Source organism: Paraburkholderia sp. EB58 (assembly GCF_050436665.1).
Taxonomy (GTDB): Bacteria; Pseudomonadota; Gammaproteobacteria; order Burkholderiales; family Burkholderiaceae; genus Paraburkholderia.
The window spans coordinates 37,692-56,108 of record NZ_JBNDMQ010000018.1 but is presented as its reverse complement, the minus strand read 5'-3'; the positions used below and the strand labels follow the sequence as shown (position 1 = coordinate 56,108).

15 protein-coding genes are annotated in these 18,417 nt (G+C 64.1%); 3 read left to right on the top strand and 12 right to left on the bottom strand.

What is annotated here, in order from left to right:
• Positions 1-101 precede the first annotated feature (101 nt).
• The 4 genes from P3T40_RS24780 to pepN all read right to left on the bottom strand — a co-directional run bounded on the left by P3T40_RS24780 (position 102) and on the right by pepN (position 4,871).
• On the bottom strand, positions 102-1,118 hold the full coding sequence (locus P3T40_RS24780; RefSeq protein WP_429270348.1) for a class 1 fructose-bisphosphatase: 1,017 nt from the start codon (positions 1,116-1,118) through the stop codon (positions 102-104).
• Between the two features lie 109 nt (positions 1,119-1,227).
• A complete protein-coding gene (locus P3T40_RS24775) occupies positions 1,228-1,683 on the bottom strand; it encodes a HigA family addiction module antitoxin (protein ID WP_429270347.1) in 456 nt (151 codons plus the stop codon).
• A 17-nt stretch (positions 1,684-1,700) separates the two neighbouring features.
• Positions 1,701-1,982 (bottom strand): type II toxin-antitoxin system RelE/ParE family toxin, encoded by a 282-nt coding sequence (locus P3T40_RS24770; RefSeq protein WP_429270346.1) that lies wholly within the window; start codon positions 1,980-1,982, stop codon positions 1,701-1,703.
• Between the two features lie 195 nt (positions 1,983-2,177).
• Complete coding sequence (gene pepN / locus P3T40_RS24765) at positions 2,178-4,871, bottom strand: aminopeptidase N (protein WP_429270345.1); 2,694 nt, start codon at positions 4,869-4,871, stop codon at positions 2,178-2,180.
• Positions 4,872-5,052: 181 nt separating this feature from the next.
• Here pepN and P3T40_RS24760 point away from each other — a divergent pair, with 181 nt between their 5' ends.
• Positions 5,053-5,742 (top strand): DUF4136 domain-containing protein, encoded by a 690-nt coding sequence (locus P3T40_RS24760; RefSeq protein ID WP_429270344.1) that lies wholly within the window; start codon positions 5,053-5,055, stop codon positions 5,740-5,742.
• A gap of 190 nt (positions 5,743-5,932) precedes the next feature.
• Here P3T40_RS24760 and guaD read toward each other — a convergent pair whose 3' ends face one another.
• The 5 genes from guaD to xdhA all read right to left on the bottom strand — a co-directional run bounded on the left by guaD (position 5,933) and on the right by xdhA (position 13,554).
• A complete protein-coding gene (gene guaD, locus P3T40_RS24755) occupies positions 5,933-7,288 on the bottom strand; it encodes a guanine deaminase (protein WP_429270343.1) in 1,356 nt (451 codons plus the stop codon).
• Between the two features lie 102 nt (positions 7,289-7,390).
• Positions 7,391-8,437, bottom strand: coding sequence for an adenosine deaminase (locus P3T40_RS24750; protein ID WP_429270342.1), 1,047 nt, complete (start codon positions 8,435-8,437; stop codon positions 7,391-7,393).
• Positions 8,438-8,509: 72 nt separating this feature from the next.
• The gene (xdhC, locus tag P3T40_RS24745; RefSeq protein ID WP_429270341.1) at positions 8,510-9,517 is read right to left on the bottom strand and encodes a xanthine dehydrogenase accessory protein XdhC; all 1,008 of its coding nucleotides are present in this window, start codon (positions 9,515-9,517) and stop codon (positions 8,510-8,512) included.
• 90 nt (positions 9,518-9,607) lie between these two features.
• Positions 9,608-12,010: a xanthine dehydrogenase molybdopterin binding subunit gene (gene xdhB, locus P3T40_RS24740; protein WP_429270340.1), complete on the bottom strand. Its 2,403-nt coding sequence runs from the start codon at positions 12,008-12,010 to the stop codon at positions 9,608-9,610.
• Entirely contained in the window at positions 12,010-13,554 is a 1,545-nt protein-coding gene (gene xdhA, locus P3T40_RS24735; RefSeq protein WP_429270339.1) for a xanthine dehydrogenase small subunit, read from the bottom strand. Before xdhA ends, xdhB begins: the two co-directional genes overlap by 1 nt.
• Before the next feature lie 224 nt (positions 13,555-13,778).
• On the opposite strand from xdhA, the gene P3T40_RS24730 reads away from it, so the two are divergent.
• Positions 13,779-14,075 (top strand): hypothetical protein, encoded by a 297-nt coding sequence (locus P3T40_RS24730; protein WP_429270338.1) that lies wholly within the window; start codon positions 13,779-13,781, stop codon positions 14,073-14,075.
• A gap of 15 nt (positions 14,076-14,090) precedes the next feature.
• On the opposite strand, the gene P3T40_RS24725 is transcribed toward P3T40_RS24730, so the two are convergent.
• The 3 genes from P3T40_RS24725 to P3T40_RS24715 all read right to left on the bottom strand — a co-directional run bounded on the left by P3T40_RS24725 (position 14,091) and on the right by P3T40_RS24715 (position 16,256).
• Positions 14,091-14,600, bottom strand: coding sequence for a disulfide bond formation protein B (locus tag P3T40_RS24725; protein WP_429270337.1), 510 nt, complete (start codon positions 14,598-14,600; stop codon positions 14,091-14,093).
• A 95-nt stretch (positions 14,601-14,695) separates the two neighbouring features.
• On the bottom strand, positions 14,696-16,072 hold the full coding sequence (locus tag P3T40_RS24720; protein ID WP_429270336.1) for an amidase: 1,377 nt from the start codon (positions 16,070-16,072) through the stop codon (positions 14,696-14,698).
• Positions 16,073-16,115: 43 nt separating this feature from the next.
• A complete protein-coding gene (locus P3T40_RS24715) occupies positions 16,116-16,256 on the bottom strand; it encodes an FCD domain-containing protein (RefSeq protein ID WP_429270454.1) in 141 nt (46 codons plus the stop codon).
• A 316-nt stretch (positions 16,257-16,572) separates the two neighbouring features.
• Here P3T40_RS24715 and P3T40_RS24710 point away from each other — a divergent pair, with 316 nt between their 5' ends.
• A complete protein-coding gene (locus P3T40_RS24710) occupies positions 16,573-18,330 on the top strand; it encodes a cation:proton antiporter (protein WP_429270335.1) in 1,758 nt (585 codons plus the stop codon).
• Positions 18,331-18,417 lie beyond the last annotated feature (87 nt).

Below are 18,417 nucleotides of genomic sequence, written 5' to 3'. Positions count from 1 at the left end.
TCGGGCTACGCCCTCAACTGCTTCCCGCCTCAAGTCAAAAAAGCGGACAATTCATGTGCTACAGAACCGGACAGTTCTACAAACCCCTAACAGCCCCTGGCTCAATTTTTTGTTTCGAGATGGTAGCGGGTCACGCGATCCACTTCGTTCTTCGAGCCGAGGAACACCGCCACGCGCTCGTGCAGGCTTTTGGGCACGATGTCGAGGATACGTTTCTCGCCGTTGGTCGCGGCGCCGCCCGCCTGTTCGACGATGAACGCCATCGGATTCGCCTCGTACATCAGGCGCAGCTTGCCCGGCTTGTCCGGCGTGCGCTTGTCGGCCGGGTACATGAAGATGCCGCCGCGGTTCAGGATACGGTGCACGTCGGCCACCATCGACGCGATCCAGCGCATATTGAAATCCTCCTGACGCGAGCCATCCTTGCCGGCCTTCAACTCGCCAATGTACTGCTGGACAGGCGGGTACCAGTGGCGCTCGTTCGACGCATTGATCGCGTATTCGCGCGTTTCGACCGGAATGGTCATGTCGCTCTGCGTGAGCACCCACGAACCCAACTCACGGTCGAGTGTGAAGCAGTTCACGCCATTGCCGGTGGTGAGCACGAGTACGGTTTGCGGACCGTAGACGGCGTAGCCCGCGGCGACTTGCTGCGTTCCCGGTTGCAGGAACGACTGTTCAGTCGGCTGCTGCCCGTCCGGACAACGCAGCACCGAGAAAATGGTCCCGATCGACACGTTCACGTCGATGTTCGACGAACCGTCCAGCGGATCGAACACCAGCAGATATTCGCCCTTCGGATAGTTCGCCGGAATCGGCGAGAACTTCTCCATTTCTTCGGACGCCATGCCGGCCAGATTGCCACCCCATTCGTTCGCTTCCAGCAGGATGTCGTTGGACAGAATGTCGAGCTTTTTCTGCACCTCGCCCTGAACGTTCTCGCTGCCCGCGGTGCCGAGCGCATCGCCCAGCGCGCCCTTGCTGACGTGGTAGCTGATCGCCTTGCAGGCGCGCGCAACGACTTCGATCAGGAGCCGCAGATCGGCCGGCAGGTTGTTGGTCTCGCGCTGCTGCTCGATCAGGTACTTCGTAAGAGTGGTACGACGTTGCAAAGCCATTGCAGTACTCCGGTAAGGCGAAGGAATAGTCCGATTTTACCCGCTCGCTGTGACTTTCCTGTGCTTTTGAGACGGAATGTGCACGCCGTGTTGGCCCAGGCGTTGAATCTCAGGGCTTGCGCCGGGGTTTGACAGCGGCCACGCTGCCGGACACCTTCGCAGCAAGGGCAGCAGCCTGTGCGTGACCGCGCGGCATTCCGGGCAGCTTCGGGCGCCGCGCCCGAGCGAGCGGTTCGATCTCGTTTGCGATCTGCTCGCCGGCTGCTTCGGTGGCGATGCGCAGGTCATAGTCGATCTGCAAATTGAGCCAGAACTGCGCGCTCGCGCCGAAATAGCGGCTAAGGCGCAGTGCCGTGTCTGCCGAGATGACGCGCTTGCCGAGCATGATGTCGTTGATGCGCGGCGTAGGCACATGCAGAGCTTTTGCCAGTGCGTTGACCGACATGCCGAGCGGGTCGAGGAATTCGCTGCGCAGAATCTCCCCCGGATGGACCGGCGCAACCCGCTCGCCGGTGTCGATGTCCGAAAAGTCGATGCTGTCCAGCTCGGAGCGTTTGATGACCATGCTGGTCTCCCAATCAATCAGTGAAAATGGACGATCTCGACATTCAGCGCCTCACCGTCCACGAAGTGGAAGCAGATACGCCACTGCGCGCTAATGCGGATGCTCCATTGCCCACTGAGTTGCCCCTGCAGCGACTCCAGCCGGTTTCCGGGTGGAGTGTAGAGGTCTTCAATCGAAGCCGCGGCATCGATCGTGAGCAGCTTGCGATACGCGACGTGCTGGATCTGCGTGGGCACGGAACGGACGAAGCTGCCTCTAAATAACACTGCTGTGGCCTTGTCGCCAAATGTTGTGATCATGGGAAATGTATAACGCGTCGCGTTAAATGCAAACCGTTAAATGGATGCGTTTACTTTCACCCATGCAGCCTGACAAAAACAGTCATCCGGATGACTAACTAATTCCCGCAGCCCCTCTTGCAGAGCAGTTCCTACGGGCGAAAAAAAGCCGGCAACGGGTGCCGGCTTTTCCTTACCTGAGAGCGCTTGCGAAGATCAGGCCAGGGCCTTCTCCACGATCTCCCGCACATCGCGCGACTTCGCTTGCGCGGCCACTTTCTCGAGCGCTGCACGCATGCCTTCGCGCAACCTGGGGGTAAAGCGCCGCCACAGTTCGAGGGAGCGGGCGAGACGCGCGGCGACCTGCGGATTCAGTGCGTCGAGCGCAATCACCTGTTCTGCCCAGAACGCATAACCCGAACCGTCTTCGGCGTGGAACTGCGCCGGATTGGCCATACAGAAACTGAAAATCAGCGAACGGGCGCGGTTCGGATTCTTCAGGTTGAACGCCGGATGCGCCATCAGCTTGCGCACGCTTTCGATCACCGGCTGCTGGGTGCTGCCGCGCTGGGTGGCCTGCAGGGCAAACCACTTGTCGATGACGAGCGGCTCCTGCTCGAAGCGCCGATAGAAGTCGGCCAGTGCATCTTGCGCCTGCGTACCGCCGCCCGCTGCCGCCGCGTTGAGCAGGGCGGAAAGCGCTGCCGAGCGATCGGTCATGTTGTTCGCCGCGGCGTACTGCGCCGAGGCAAGCCGCACGGCGTCGGCCGGATCGTCCAGTTCGGCGAGGTAGGACAGCGCGAGGTTCTTCAGCGCGCGATGACCGCTGGCCTTCGACGTAGCCTCGTACGCACCCGGCGTATGGTGTTGCTCGTACACCGTGAGCCATTCGCCCTTGAGGGCGGTGGCGAGGCGCTTGCGCACGAACTGACGGGCGGTATGAACGGCGGCGGGGTTCGACTCGGCCATCTGCTCGGCCAGATACGCCTCAGACGGCAGGATCAGCGCCAGTTCACGGAACGCCGGGGAGAGCGACTCGTCGGTCAGCACGCGTGCAAACGCGGCGACGACCGAATCGTCCAGTTGCAGCGGCACGCCCGTTGCAGCGCGCCCGGCCAGTGCGAGCAACTCACGCGTTGCGAGCCGTTGACCGGCTTCCCAGCGGTTGAACGGATCGCTGTCGTGGGCAAGCAGGAATGCCAGTTCGTCGGCGGTATAGTCGTATTCGACGATGACCGGCGCCGAGAAATTGCGCAACAGCGAAGGCAACGGCTTCTCAGCGACATCGACGAACGTGAAAGTCTGCGCAGTCTCCGTCAATTCGAGCACGCGCGTGGTGCCCGGCGCAGCGCTCGCTTCGCCTTCGAGCCGCAGCGGCAGATCGGCACCGTCCTTGCCGATCAGGCCGATCGCAAACGGGATCAGCAGCGGGCCCTTTTGCGTTTCGCGGGCGGCCGGTGCGGCGTCACCATAACCCTGCGTGAGCATCACGCGGTAGCTGCGCTGCGCGGCGTCGTACTCGGTCTTGACTGATACACGCGGCGTGCCTGCCTGGCTGTACCAGCGCTCGTATTGCGCGAGGTCGCGGCCGTTCGCGTCCGCCATCGCATGACGGAAGTCGTCGCAGGTCACGGCCTGCCCGTCGTGCCGCTTGAAGTACAGATCCATGCCCTTGCGGAAGCCGTCGCGGCCGAACAGCGTCTGATACATCCGCACGACTTCCGCGCCCTTTTCATAGACGGTCATCGTGTAGAAGTTGTTGATCTCGACGTAGCTTTCCGGGCGTACCGGATGCGCCATCGGACCCGCGTCTTCGGCGAACTGCATCTGGCGCAGCACCCGCACGTCCTCGATCCGCTTGGTGGCACGCGCGGCTTCGTCGGTCGCGCCGCCTGCCATGTCGGCCGAGAACTCCTGGTCGCGGAACACCGTCAGGCCTTCCTTCAGGCTCAACTGGAACCAGTCGCGGCAGGTGACGCGGTTGCCGGTCCAGTTGTGGAAATACTCGTGGCCGACCACCGCTTCGATGTTGGCGAAGTCGGTGTCGCTCGCGGTTTCGGGGTTCGCCAGCACGTACTTCGTGTTGAAGATATTGAGCCCCTTGTTTTCCATCGCGCCCATGTTGAAGTCGCTCACGGCGACGATCATGAAGCGGTCCAGATCCAGCTCGAGCCCGAAGCGCTCCTCATCCCAGCGGATCGAATGGATCAGCGAATCCATGGCGTGACGGGTCTTGTCCAGGTCGTGCGGTTCGACCCACACCTGCAGCAGCTTTTCCTTGCCCGAGCCGCTCTTCACGCGCTCTTCGATGCACACCAGCTTGCCCGCCACGAGGGCGAACAGGTAGCAGGGCTTGCGGAACGGATCTTCCCAGCGGGCGAAGTGGCGGCCGTCGGGCAGATCGCCTTCTTCGAGCAGGTTGCCGTTCGACAGCAGCACCGGGTACGCGGCCTTGTCCGCCCGCAGGGTGACCGTGTAGGTGGCCATCACGTCCGGCCGGTCGAGGAAATAGGTAATGCCGTGAAAGCCTTCCGCCTCACATTGCGTAAAGAAGTTGCCGCTCGACACGTACAACCCGGAGAGCGTAGTGTTTTCAATAGGCTTGCAAATGCTCGTGAGCGTCAGCTCGAAGGCTTCCGGCACGTTCTCGACCGTCAGGCCGTGTTCGTTCGGGCGCACGGCGGTATACGGCTTGCCGTCGATGGACGCGCTGACGAACTCGAGGCGCTCGCCGAGCAGTTCGAGGTGCGCGGCGCGGCTGGCGTCGGGGTTGCGGCGCACGCGCATCGTGTTCTTGACGACCGTGCGCTCGGGCACGAGATCGAATTCAAGTGCTACGGTATCGATCAGGAAAGCGGGCGCCGCATAGTCGGCGCGGCGGATCACAGTGGGTGTTGCGGTATCAGCCATGGTATTTTCTAAGAATAGGGTCTCGAGCCGGCCGCGCACCCAGTGCGCACCGGTATACCGAGCCATTGTACAAAGCTCGGGCGTGCTCTGCGCGCCGAACTTTTTCTTCAGGGGCCAGGTCAGCGTATGATCGGGCCGCCGCGCGTGCGTGCGGCGATTAAACGTAAGAATGAGGAAGACCATGAAATCAGACCGTTGGACCCGGCGCGCGATGCTGATGCTGTTTGCGCTGACGGCAGCGCTCTCCGGCTGTACCAGTTACGTGACGACTCAGGTGACGGCCTTCTCGGACTGGACCGGCAGCGATGCGAGCCGCACCTATGCGTTCACGCGCAGCCCCGCGCAGCAGAACAGTCTGGAACAGCAGACCTACGAAGTGCTGGTGGCCAATGATCTGGCAACGCGCGCGTTCAGGCAGGTCGACGAGCAGCAGGCTCACTACCTGGTGGGCCTCTCGTACGGCACCCGGACCGACACCATGAACGTCACCCAGCCCGTGTTCTACAGCAGCCCGTGGCCCGGCCCTTACTGGGGCCGCCCACTCGACCCGTGGGGGCCTTACGGGGCGTTCCCGCCGGCTTATGTGAGTCAGTCATACCCGGTGTTTACGCATACGCTCGGCATCCGCATCACGGACCGTGCAACCGGCAAGGAGGTCTACAACGTGTTGGCGCGCAATGCGGGCGACGAACCGTCGCTGGTGCGGGCAATGCCGTACCTGGCGCATAGCGCGCTGGCGGACTTCCCGCTCGGCAACGGCGCGGTGCGCACGGTCAAGCTGCCGGTGGACAAGAACGCCGGGGTGTCGAACGAGGCGGCCGGTGCGCCGGCGCCTGCTTCGCCGGCTTCGGGGCCGGTGGTCGTGCAGTAAGAGTCTGGACGGCCGCCGCCGGTCGGCACGACGCGGCACACGCAAGCAAAACGGCCCGGCAGGGCGAACCTGCCGGGCCGTTTTGCGTTGTCAGGTTGCGGCCAGAAGTCGCGGTGCAACTGTGCGCCTTTGCACTCCGATGACTGACAGCCTCCACGTATCGAGCGCTAACGCCGCGACCTCGACGCATTTACGCGGCGATCTTCGCCTTGCGCGCGGCATCTTGACGCGCTTCGTCGCGCTTGTGCACGCGCTTGCCGGCCGCGTAGGTTTCAAAGATGGCACGGTCGTCGCCCAGCAGCGCGAAAGCGAACAGCAGTTCTTCAAGGGACTCGGTGCGTCCGGTGCGGCGCGCGAGCAGCGGCGTCGCCTGCGGGTCGAGCACGACGAAATCCGCTTCCGACTTCGGCGCGAGCGTGCCGACCTTGTCCGCCAGGTCGAGCGCCTCGGCCGCGCCCGCGGTGGCGAGCCAGAACATGCGCGTGGCGGTCAGATGATGACCGGTAAGCCGCGCCACCTTGTGCGCTTCGTTCATGGTTTGCAGCATCGAGAACGAGGTGCCGCCGCCGACGTCGGTGGCAAGCGCGATCGGCATGCCGGCTTCGTCAGCCTTGTCGAAGTCGAACAGGCCGCTGCCGAGGAACAGGTTCGAGGTCGGGCAGTGCGAAGCCACCGTGCCGGTCTCGGCCATCCGCTTGCGGTCTTGCTGATCGAGGTAGATGCAGTGGCCGTAAACGGCGCGGCGGCGCAGCAGGCCGTAGTGATCGTAGATGTCCAGATAGCTGCGGTGCCCGGGGAACAGATCCGCCACCCACTTCACTTCGTCGGTGTTCTCCGCGACGTGGCTCTGGATGAAGATATCCGGATGCTGGCGCGCGAGCACGCCGCAGGCTTCGAGCTGGGCTTCGGTCGAGGTCGGCGCGAAACGCGGCGTCAGTGCGTACATCTGGCGTCCGCGGTTGTGCCAGCGGCCGATCAGCTCGGCGCTGTCGTCGTAGCCCGACTGCGCGGTGTCGCGCAGGAACTCGGGGCAGTTGCGGTCCATCAGTACCTTGCCGGCCACCATGCGCAGGTTGCGCGCTGCGCTTTCAGTGAAAAGCGCGTCCGCCGATTCCTTGTGCACCGTGCAATATACCAGCGCCGTGGTGGTGCCGCAGGCCAGCAGTTCTTCGACGAAGAAGCTCGCCGTGTCCTGCGCGTAGGCCGGGTCGGTGAAGCGCCGCTCGGTCGGGAACGTGTAGGTCTCGAGCCACGGCAGCAGACCGGGCGCGGGCGAGGCGATCATGTCCGTTTGCGGATAGTGGATGTGGGTGTCGATGAAGCCAGGCACGATCAGTTTGCCGCGCATGTCCTGCACTTGCGTGCCGGGGGCGAGCTGGGACGAGAGCGCCGCATACGCGCCCGTCGCGACAACGTGGCCGTCTTCGACGATCAGCAGCCCGTCTTCGTGGAAGACTGCTGCGTTGGAGGATTGCGCCGGGTCGCCGTTGAACGTCAGCAGTTGCGCGCGGAATGCGGTTTGGGCCGCTTGAGCCGAGTGAGTCATGGGAAAAACCGTCTCCGTTATATGAGAATGTAAAGGGGGCGCAGAGGGCCGCGCGCACCGCGCCGCCCCCCTGCTGGTCAAGCGCAACCGCGCTGGCGCCGGTCAGTTCACCTCAGCGGCGTGCCAGTGCGCATCGAGCTTGGCGATCAATGCGTCGCGTTCCGCCAGCGTAACAAACGCTGCCTCGAAGCTGTTGCGGATGATGGTGTAGACCTCGGCGTCGGTGAGCTTGAGCGCCTCGATGGTGGCGAGGTAGTTCGCGTTGACGTAGCCGCCAAAGTAGGCCGGATCGTCGGAATTCACAGTGACGGCGACACCCTTGTCGAGCAGCGCCTTCAACGTGTGTTTGGTCAGGTCGTCGAACACGCACAGCTTCAGGTTCGACAGCGGGCACACGGTCAGCGCGACGCGTGTGTCGGCCAGACGCGTGACGAGCGCGGGGTCTTCGATGCTGCGCACGCCGTGGTCGACGCGATCTACCTTCAGCAGATCGAGTGCTTCGTAGATGTACGACGGCGGGCCTTCCTCGCCCGCATGCGCGACGAGCTTCAGCCCCTTTGCACGCGCTTTCGCAAACACGCGCTCGAACTTCGACGGCGGATGACCGCGCTCCGACGAATCGAGGCCCACGCCGATCAGCCGATGTTTGTACTGGTCGAACAGAGGCAGTGCCTCCTCGAAGGTGGCGAGCGCATCTTCTTCCGAGAGGTGGCGCAGGAAGCACAGAATCAGCTTGCTGGTCAGCCCGCGCTTTTCGGCGTCGGCCAGCGCGCGCTCGATACCCGCCACGACGGTTGCAATCGATACGCCCCGTTCGGTATGCGTTTGCGGATCGAAGAAAATTTCGGTGTGCGTGACGTTGTCCGCGAGCGAGCGCTCGACGTAGGCCATCGTCATGTCGTAGAAATCCTGCTCATGCAGCAGGACGCTCGCGCCTGCATAGTAGATGTCGAGAAACGACTGCAGATCGGTGAACGCATACGCGGCGCGCAAGGCCTCGATCGAGTCGTAGGCGAGCTTCACGCCGTTGCGCTCGGCGAGCGCGAAGATCAGCTCGGGTTCCAGAGAACCTTCGATATGGATATGCAGTTCGGCCTTGGGCGCGCCTGCCACCTTGTCGGCGAGAGTGGGGGTGGTCGTTGTGTTCATGTTCGATTCTTCAATGGTCTGATTCGGGATGAGTCGATCCGTGCCGGATGTGTGTCGCTGATCGAAGCCTCATCATGCTGTCTGGGTTGCGTGAGCGTTCGCTTCTACCGCCTGCAACACCTGCGCGGCCGCGGAGATCGCTATGATTTCCGGCGACTTGTCGATGATGCCGTCCACGCCGAGCGGGCATTTCATCCGCGCAACCAGCGCGGGGTCGATGCCGCGAGCGGCGAGCCGGCGTTCGAACTGCTTGCGCTTGCTGTGCGAGCCGATCATGCCGAAGAACGCGAAGTCGCCGCGCCGCAAAATACGCTCGGCTAATTCGAGGTCGAGCGCATGGTTGTGCGTCATCACGATGAAGTACGTGTGTGGCGCAGCCTGGTCGATGGCCTCGTCGGGTGCGTCGTTCGGATCAATCGTCAAATTCGGCGCTTGCAGCAGCTCGGGCGGCGGAAATTGCGCGTCGCGCTCGTCGACCCACCGCACGTGGCATGGCAGCGTTGCCAGCACGCGCACGAGTGCCGCGCCCACGTGACCGGCGCCGAACAGTACGACGGCGAAGTCGCGTGGCGCGATGGTTTCAGTGAGCAGCGAACTGCTCTCGTCGAAGCCGGCGCCGTCCCACAGCAAACAGTCGGGGCCTTCGACGCCGGGCTCCGGGTCTGACAGCACGACCGCATCCGGCGCGGGCCCGAATGATACGCTACGCACCGTCGAAAGACCTGCCGCCACGCGCTTCACGAGCGAGCTGATCCAGCCGAGATCGCCGACATCCAGCCGCTCGAACGCGAGCACCACGGCGCCGCCGCAGCATTGGCCGAGACTCGGGCCGAGCGCGAAGCGTTCGAGCCGGCGCATATGCGGCACGCGCATGCCTTCCTTGAGGACCTGGCGTGCGGTTTCGATGGCTTTCCATTCGAGATGGCCGCCGCCGATCGTATGCCGCGCCGAATCGCGCGTGACGATCATCTTCGTGCCGGCTTCGCGGGGCGCCGATCCCTCGACGCGCGCGACCGTCACCAGCACGGCAGCATCGCCGTGGGTGAGCAGTTGTTGCAGATCGGTTAGCCAGGCTTGCATCCGGCGGTTCTCCATCCATGGCCGCACGGGGTGTCCGTGTGACCGGTTAAGCGTGGCGCTGCGCGTTCGTGTCGCGCAGCGCGTGAAAAATCATGTGGCGGTATCGACGCTTGCGGGAGCGCTGGCCGGCGTCGCTGAAGGCGCCGGCGGCACCATAGCCTCCAGCGCATCGAGAATCGCCTCCGGCGTCGCGGGGGCGCGCAATGGCGGTGCGCTACTCACCTCCGGCGCCGCCGCCGCAACCGCATCGCGAATCGCCAGGAACACCGAAAACGGCAGCAACAACGGCGGCTCGCCGACAGCCTTCGAGCGGAACACTGTCGGCTCGGCGTTTTCATTGCGGTAGAGCCGCACGTGGAACGCAGCGGGCGTATCGCTTACCGCGGGAATCTTGTACGTCGACGGCGCATGCGTCATGAGTCGACCCTCGCGGTTCCACCAGAGTTCCTCGGTCGTGAGCCATCCCATCCCCTGGATGAAGCCGCCTTCCACCTGGCCGATATCGATGGCCGGATTGATCGACTGCCCGGCGTCATGCAGCACATCGGCGCGCACGAGCTTCCATTCGCCGGTCAGCGTATCGACCACCACTTCCGACACTGCCGCACCGTATGCGAAATAGTAGAACGGATGACCGGTGAGGTTTTTCGCGTCCCAATGCACCTTGGGCGTGGTATAGAAACCGTCGGACCACAGTTGCACGCGGGCGAGATACGCGGCGTTGACGAGTTGTGCGAAGGGCATCGCCACGCCGTCGGCGTGCACCATGCTGTCCTTGAACTGCACGGCGTCGGCTGCGCCGCCGAGTTCCTTGGCGGCCAGAACGGCCAACCGGTTACGGATCGTGCGCGCCGCGGCTTCGGCCGCCTTGCCGTTCAGATCGCTGCCGGTCGAGGCGGCTGTCGCGGACGTGTTGGCCACCTTCGACGTATCCGTCGCCGTTGCCCGCACGCGCGCGAGCGGTACGCCAAATTCGTTCGCCACCACCTGGGCCACTTTCGTGTTCAAGCCCTGACCCATCTCGGTGCCGCCGTGATTGACGAGGATCGAGCCGTCCTTGTAGACGTGCACCAGCGCCCCGGCCTGATTGAGGAACGGTACGTTGAACGAAATGCCGAATTTCACCGGCGAGAAGGCGATGCCACGTTTGAGCACCGGACTCGCCGTATTGTAGGCAGCCAGCGCCGCGCGGCGGGCGCGATAGTCGCTGCTGGCGAGCAGTTCGTCCGTGAGCGGTGCGATCACATTGTCTTCCACGCGCTGGCCATACGGCGTCACGTCACGCTCGCCCACGCCATAGTAGTTGGCAAGCCGGACATCGAGCGGATCGCACTTCAGTTGCCGGGCGATACTGTCGAGCATCACTTCCATCACCAGCGCGCCCTGCGGGCCGCCGAAGCCGCGGAATGCCGTGTTCGACTGCGTATTGGTCTTGCAGCACAACGCGACAATCTCGACGTCGGACAGGTAATACGCGTTGTCGAAGTGGCACACGGCCCGCGTGGCCACGGCGCCGGAGAGGTCCGCGGAGTAGCCTGCGCGCAGCGCGATCTCGACGCGTGCGCCGAGAATGCGGCCGGTCTCGTCGAAGCCGGCTTCGTATTCGTAGACGGCGTCGTGACGTTTGCCGGTGATCATGAAATCGTCGTCGCGGTCGGCACGCACTTTGACGGGCCGCTGCAGAATCTTTGCAGCGAGCGCCGCGACGCATGCGAACAACGCCGATTGCGATTCCTTGCCGCCGAAGCCGCCACCCATGCGACGGCATTCGCAGACCACGCTATGCGCCGGCCAGCCGAGCATATGCGCGACCACCTGCTGCATTTCGCTCGGATGCTGCGTCGAACTGTAGACGAGCATGCTGTCCATCTCTTTGGGGATCGCGTAGGCGACCTGTCCTTCCAGATAGAACTGTTCCTGACCGCCGACTTCGAACATCCCCGCAATCTGGTGCGGCGCGGCGGCGATTTTCGCAGCAGGCTCACCGCGTTTCAGATGCAGCGGCGGCAGGACGAACTGCTTCCTCGTCTTGGCTTCGGCCGGCGTCAGCACAACCTCCAGCGGTTCGTAACGGACCACGTCGTCGCTTTTCGCGAGCGTTGCGGCACGTCGCGCCAGTTCGTGGCTCTCGGCGATCACGGCGAACACCGGTTGACCGAGATACAGCACTTCGTCCTCGGCCAGAATCGGATCGTCGTGCAGCACCGGGCCGCAATTGTTTTCACCCGGGATGTCTGCAGCGCATAGCACCGCGATCACCCCTGGCGCACTGCGCACGGCTGCGAGGTCGAGCGAAACGATCCGCGCATGCGCATGGCGCGCCAGTCCGAGCGCGGCGTGCAGCGTGCCTTGGAGTTCAGGCAGGTCGTCGGTATAGGTGGCTTCGCCGCTCACATGCAGCGCGGCGGACTCATGCGGCAAGGACGCGCCGATCGCGGCGGTTTCCTCACGATCCGCGGCATGTTTGATGAAAGCTTCGGTTTGCTTGTTCATCACGACGACTCCTGCGCGGCTGCCGCGCTCGCCTCGCCGGCTTCGAATGCAAAGGCATTCACGTCGAGGAGGGCAAGCGGTGCGTGATCGCGCGTTTCCATCTGGAAGCGTCGCAGCAGATTGCGCGCCACCTTCAATCGATACGCGCTCGACGCCCGCATGTCGCTGAGCGGCTGGTAGTCGGCGGCGAGTGCGTCCATCGCGCGCTGGGTCGTTGTGTCATCCCAGGCTGCGCCGGTCAGAGCGGCTTCGGCGTGAGCGGCGCGCTTCGGCGTTGCCGCCATGCCGCCAAAGGCAATACGCGCTTCAACGATCGCGCCATCCGCAATGCGTAACGCAAAGGCGGCGCAGACCGCCGAGATATCCTGATCGTACCGCTTCGAGACCTTGTAGGTGCGAAAACGCAGATCGGGCGCAGGACGCGGCACACGGATCGCCGCGACAAATTCACCGGCGGCGAGCGCGGTCTTCTGATAGCCGAGGTAAAACGCGTCCAGCGGTAGCGTGCGCGTTTTGGCGCCGTGCCGCAGCACGACTTCGGCGCCGAGCGCGAGCAGCGCCGGCATCGAATCGCCGATGGGCGAGCCGTTCGCGACATTGCCGCCGAGCGTGCCGGCATTGCGGATCGGCAGCGACGCGAAGCGGGTCCAGAGTTCGGCGAGTTCGGGGTAGTCCGCGGCGAGCGCGGCGTAGGCGTCTTCCAGCGTGACCGCCGCCCCGATCGTCAGGGTTTGCGCGTCGCGCTCGATGGTCTTGAGTTCGGCCACGTTGCCGAGGTACAGGATGTCGCCAAGGTCGCGGAACTGCTTGGTAACCCACAGGCCGACATCCGTGCTGCCGGCGAGAATGCGGGCTCGCGGATGCTGCGCGCGCAAGGCCGCGAGGGCGTTCAGCGTCACCGGCGCGTAGAACGCGGGCGTGCTGAAAGCGCCGCCGCGCACGTCGGGTGCGAGGTATTCGAACGTGTCTTTGCGTTGCAGCGGCTTTAGCGCCTCGCTGACGGCCACCCGATCGAACGGTACGCGCGGATACTGGGCGTAGTCGAACATCTTCTGCGCAGCGTCGACGATTGGCCGGTAGCCGGTGCAGCGGCACAGATTGCCGGACAAGGCGGTATTGATTTCGTCGCGCGTAGGGAGGCCTGCGGCAGCGGGCTGGTTTTCGTACAACGCCCACATCGACATGACAAACCCGGGTGTGCAGAAGCCGCATTGCGAGCCATGACAGTCGACCATCGCCTGCTGTACGGGGTGCAGTGCGCCATCGGCAGCGCGCAGGTCTTCGACGCTGAAGAGCGCCCGGCCGTCGAGCGTGGGCAGAAACTGGATGCAGGCGTTGACGGCTTTGAGCGTCAGCCTGCCTTCGCCATTGAGTTCGCCGAGCACGACTGTGCAGGCGCCGCAGTCGCCTTCCGCGCAACCTTCCTTGGTGCCCGTGCAATGCAGGTCTTCGCGCAGGTGCTGCAGCACGGTGCGCGTCGCCGGCACGCCCTGAACCTCTCGGACGGCCCCACGGTGATAGAAGCGGATGGTTTGCGTTGTCATGGCGAATCCGAAAGACATTGCGGACCGGGCGCGCGTTACGCATGAGGTCGCACCGTAGCCGGCCTCGCGCACGTAGATCGCCATCCATATCCGAAGATAGCACTACCTTGTCCTGAAAATATTTCCCCTGGGTGATGCGGATTATTCGCGGGTGGTCATGAACGTCGGACGCGGCACGGGCGGTGATACGGCGGCGGGAGGCGGCGGTTTGGCCGGAAAGGCAGATGGAGCACGGCGCAGCGGCCGGCGCGTTGGGCGCCAAGGAGTGGAAATCGGGGCGGGCAGCGGGTAAAAGGGGGCTGAACCGGTCCTCCCAGGTGTTTACGACGACGCATGCATTTGGGCGCGTGTCCGGCCTTGGCGGCAAGCATGGGCGCATGCACGGGATGACGAAGGCCGGCGGCGGAATCGCCCGTCAGGGCGTTGCCTGCACACCTGGCCTGAGAGCCAGGCGCGTGACGCCGGACGGGTTCGGACCGGCTTCGACAGCCGGCCGGGCTGCGAAGCCGCCGCGGCGTTGAAAGCCGTGCTAGCCGTTAAGCGATCCGGCGGCGATTACGAATGAGGCTCAACGCCAATGGCACATACGCCACGAAAAAGGCGAGCAGCGACCACTGCGGCAGGGTCAGGCCAAAAATCGGCGGATACGCCGTCTCGCACAATCCCGCGACTTTGAACACGCCCGGCAGCCAGTGAGCCGGCGGCAGACTGTCGACCAGCGGTTGCAGCGCGTCGAAGCCGCAGCTAAAACCCGGATTCGCCTGCACGTAGACATGCCGTGCCGCCGTCACAATGCCGGCCAGCGCTGAGATGGCGGCCAGGACTTCGAGCAGCCGCACGCCGCGCCAACTGTTGAATCGCGCGCCGAGGAACGCAAAGATCGCGATCAACAGGAAGAAGTAACGCTGCAGAATGCACAGCGGGCACGGGTCTTCGTGCAGACCGTACTGCAGGTACAGCGCGCCGCCGACCAGCGCAACGCAGATCAGGCCAAGCAAAACCAGCAGGGTGCGCTCGCGGCGCAGCATCGCATTGTCGTTATTCATGGATCGTGTGGCTGTCGAAAGTCGAAAACCCAAAGGGGCGGGTGCCCGCGATTCTAGCGCGAACACCCGCCCGCCTGTTCTTCGTCTACGGATCGCTAACGGATCGTATTGAGCACCGCTTCGGCGGCGCGGCCAATCGCCAGCAGGGCGTCGTCGCCATGCGGCGCGCCCGCCAGCATTAGCCCGACCGGTGCGTCGCCGCGGCGATGGCAGGGCAGCGAGAGCGCGCAGGTATCGAGGAAGTTAAATGCGCTCGGATTGCGCAGGATCAACGCATTGGTGCGGCCGAAGGCGTCGTCGTCATGCACGAGGTCGGCCACGCGCGGCGGCACGACCGGCACCGTGGGCGCGACGATTGCGTCGAAGCGTTGCCACAGCTTGCGGGCGGCGTCCAGCAGCGCGGTGCGCTCGGCCACCAGGTCGAGATAGTCGGCGGCGCTGGCCGGCTGACCTTTCAGGATGCGCACCAGCACGCGCGGGTCGTACTCCTCGCGGTGCTTCTCCAGTAGCGGACGGTGCCACGCATACGCTTCAATCGACGGAAAGCCGAAGCGGTTGATCTCCGGCAAGCGGTCGAGCGGCGCAAAACGGACTTCGCTGACAATCGCGCCGGCTGCTTCCAGATGCTTGAGCGCTGTATCGAGGGCGGCGGCGACGGCGGGCTCGACGCCGTCGGTCACATAGTTGGTCAGCACACCGAGGCGCACGCCTTCGAGCGGGCGAACCGCCGGGATGCGCGGCTCGAGCCCCGCCAGCATGCGGTCGACCAACGCGCAGCACGCCACGGAGACACCGATCGGCCCGAACGAATCGAGCGTCGGCGAGAGCGGCACGCCGCCTTGCTTGGGGATGCGATCGGCGGTGGGTTTGAAGCCGGTCAGGCCGCATAGCGCGGCTGGAATGCGAATCGAACCGCCCGTGTCAGTGCCAAGCGCGATGGCCGCCATCCCATCCGCCACCGATGCCGCCGCACCCGAGGATGAGCCGCCGGAAACCCGTTCGTCGCCTTTCACGTCACGCCGGTAAGGCGAGAGCGGATGGCCGTAGTGCGGGTTCAGGCCGAGCCCGGAGAACGCAAACTCGCTCATGTTGGTGCGCCCGACGATCACCGCGCCGGCCCGCTTCAGGCGGGCGACGGTGACCGCATCGGCAGTGGCGGGCGGCGCATCGGCCAACGCGAGCGAACCCGCACGGGTGACCTGGCCTTCGATGTCGAACAGGTCCTTGACCGACACCGGGATGCCGGCGAGCGGCGACAACACAGTGCCGGCCGCGCGCAGCCGGTCGTGGCCGTCGGCGGCGGCGCGGGCGTTGGCGGCATCGACATGCATGAAGACGGTCGAGCCCTGGCCGGCTGGATCTGCGATGCGTTCGAGCGCGGTTTCGACGAGCTGGCGGCTGGTGGTGCGGCCTGCGGCCAGATCGGCGGCGAGCTGGGCGAGCGGCGGGAAGGGCGTGAATTCAGTGGCCATGGTCGTTCAGGTCCGGTTAGATACGATCAGATGCGGTTGACGGTTAAATCCGGTTGAAGAGGGTCGCGCGAAACGCTTCAGCTTCAATATGGCGCTGCACCGACTGGCGGGCGCCAACGGCATCACGCGCGCGCAGCAAGCGAAACAGTTCGAGATGTTCCTCGTGGACATCCGCGCGCGGCATGAAGAGCAAGGGTGAAACTCATCGCACGCATTGTAGAACAAGGCTCAGGCCGCCAGCACGAGGCCGTCGGCGGACCCTGCTCATGGCGATGCTGGCCACGATGGCGGTGCCTTGCAGGAAGGTGGCGGGCATGGACCAGACGATTTCGAGGCCTGCAAGGATGCCGATGGGGTGATTGGCAGCCCGGTCACCGTCAGGAGGGATCGAGGTCGTCAGCGACGCGTTTCTGCCTCCGGCGACGCCGCCAGGTCGGCTTGCCGCCAGGCTGCGTTACTATCGTGTTTTCAAGATTACTTTTTGTAAGGATTCTCGGCCTATGCACCACGGTATCGGCTTCATTCAGGATCTGGCGGTAGTCATGGCGCTCGCGGGCGTCGTCACCGTGCTGTTTCATCGCCTGAAACAGCCGGTGGTGCTCGGGTATATCGCCGCTGGGGTGATCATCGGGCCGTACACGCCGCCGTTTCAGTTGATCCACGACGAGCAGACCATTCAGACGCTCGGCGAGCTCGGCGTCGTGTTCCTGATGTTTTCGCTGGGGCTCGAATTCAGTCTGCGCAAACTGTTTCAGGTCGGCGCCACGGCGATCGTCGCGGCGTTGTCGGAGATCGTGCTGATGCTGTGGCTCGGCTACGAGATCGGCAGCGCGTTTGGCTGGAATCCGATGGACTCGCTGTTTCTCGGCGCGATCCTCGCGATCTCGTCCACCACCATCATCGTCAAGGCATTGTCCGAACTCGGTCTCAAGCGTGAGAGCTTCGCGCAACTGGTGTTCGGCATTCTGATTGTCGAGGACATTCTCGCTATCGCCATGCTGGTGCTACTGTCCGGCATCGCGCAGACGGGACAGTTGAGCGTCGGCGTCGCGGTGATCACGCTCGGCAAGCTGCTGCTGTTCATGACGGTGTCGCTGGTGGTGGGCATTCTCGTCGTGCCGCGCGCGCTCAATTACGTGGCGCGTTCGGGCAGCGACGAGATGCTGCTCGTGTCGGTGCTTGGTTTCTGTTTTGGCTTCTGTCTGCTCGTCGTGAAGCTCGACTACAGCATCGCACTCGGCGCGTTCCTGATTGGCGCGATCATGGCCGAGTCGCGTCATCTGCATCGCATCGAACATCTGATTGCGCCGCTGCGCGATGCTTTTTCGGCGATCTTCTTCGTCACGATTGGCCTGATGCTCAACCCGCATGTGCTGGTCGACTACGCGTGGCCAATTGCGGTCATCACGGTGGCCGTGATCGTCGGCAAGATCGTCTCGTGTGGTCTCGGCACCTTCCTCGCCGGCAAGGATGGACGCACGGCGATGCGGGTTGGTATGACCGTGTCGCAGATCGGCGAGTTCTCTTTCATCATCGCCTCGCTCGGTCTCACGCTGAAAGTGACGAGCGCCTTCCTGTACCCGATCGCAGTCGCGGTGTCGGCGCTGACGACTCTCTTCACGCCGTATCTGATCCGCGCCGCCGATCCGCTCACGCAGCGGCTCGGTCACGCAATGCCGCGCACCGTTGCCAATGTGTTCGGCATGTATTCGCAGTGGCTCGGGAGCCTGCGGCCTGCCAACGACGGCCCGACGCTGTTTGACATCACGCGCCGGATCATCCTGCAGATCGCGGTCAACCTCGCGCTGGTGGTGGCGATCTTCCTCGCGGTCACTTACGGTGCGCCGCATGCGAATACGCTGCTGGATCGTTGGTTGCCCTCCGAACCCATGCAGCGCGTCGTGCTGTGGAGTGTAGCCTTGGTGGTGTCGATGCCGTTTCTGGTTGCGGTGTATCGCAAGACCAAATCGCTCGCGTTGCTGCTCGCCGAGCTCAGTGTCCAGCCGGCGAAAGCGGGGCGCTTCACACGCGCGATCCGCTCGGCGATTTCCGACCTCGTGCCGGTGGTCTCGATGGTAGGGGTGTTCCTGCTGGTGGCGGCGCTCTCGGGCGGTATCCTACCGCCCACCGGGCTGCTCATCGCGGTGCTGGTGTGCGCCGCGCTGTTGATGACGCTGCTGTGGCGCTGGTGCGTGAAGATCCACGCGAGCTTGCAGATCGCACTGCGCGAAACTTTCGACGAACAACCCGATCCATAAATGGATAGGGTTATCGCACCGACTGATGAACGTGGCGTAACAATGTGAGCAATTGTGTGCACGTTTGCCGCGCCTCGCCCGGTAGCG

Coding starts and splice junctions, on each gene's coding strand:
- P3T40_RS24780 (WP_429270348.1), bottom strand. CDS start 1,118: ATGGCTTTGCAACGTCGTACCACTCTTACGAAGTACCTGATCGAGCAG.
- P3T40_RS24775 (WP_429270347.1), bottom strand. CDS start 1,683: ATGGTCATCAAACGCTCCGAGCTGGACAGCATCGACTTTTCGGACATC.
- P3T40_RS24770 (WP_429270346.1), bottom strand. CDS start 1,982: ATGATCACAACATTTGGCGACAAGGCCACAGCAGTGTTATTTAGAGGC.
- pepN (WP_429270345.1), bottom strand. CDS start 4,871: ATGGCTGATACCGCAACACCCACTGTGATCCGCCGCGCCGACTATGCG.
- P3T40_RS24760 (WP_429270344.1), top strand. CDS start 5,053: ATGAAATCAGACCGTTGGACCCGGCGCGCGATGCTGATGCTGTTTGCG.
- guaD (WP_429270343.1), bottom strand. CDS start 7,288: ATGACTCACTCGGCTCAAGCGGCCCAAACCGCATTCCGCGCGCAACTG.
- P3T40_RS24750 (WP_429270342.1), bottom strand. CDS start 8,437: ATGAACACAACGACCACCCCCACTCTCGCCGACAAGGTGGCAGGCGCG.
- xdhC (WP_429270341.1), bottom strand. CDS start 9,517: ATGCAAGCCTGGCTAACCGATCTGCAACAACTGCTCACCCACGGCGAT.
- xdhB (WP_429270340.1), bottom strand. CDS start 12,010: ATGAACAAGCAAACCGAAGCTTTCATCAAACATGCCGCGGATCGTGAG.
- xdhA (WP_429270339.1), bottom strand. CDS start 13,554: ATGACAACGCAAACCATCCGCTTCTATCACCGTGGGGCCGTCCGAGAG.
- P3T40_RS24730 (WP_429270338.1), top strand. CDS start 13,779: ATGGAGCACGGCGCAGCGGCCGGCGCGTTGGGCGCCAAGGAGTGGAAA.
- P3T40_RS24725 (WP_429270337.1), bottom strand. CDS start 14,600: ATGAATAACGACAATGCGATGCTGCGCCGCGAGCGCACCCTGCTGGTT.
- P3T40_RS24720 (WP_429270336.1), bottom strand. CDS start 16,072: ATGGCCACTGAATTCACGCCCTTCCCGCCGCTCGCCCAGCTCGCCGCC.
- P3T40_RS24715 (WP_429270454.1), bottom strand. CDS start 16,256: ATGCCGCGCGCGGATGTCCACGAGGAACATCTCGAACTGTTTCGCTTG.
- P3T40_RS24710 (WP_429270335.1), top strand. CDS start 16,573: ATGCACCACGGTATCGGCTTCATTCAGGATCTGGCGGTAGTCATGGCG.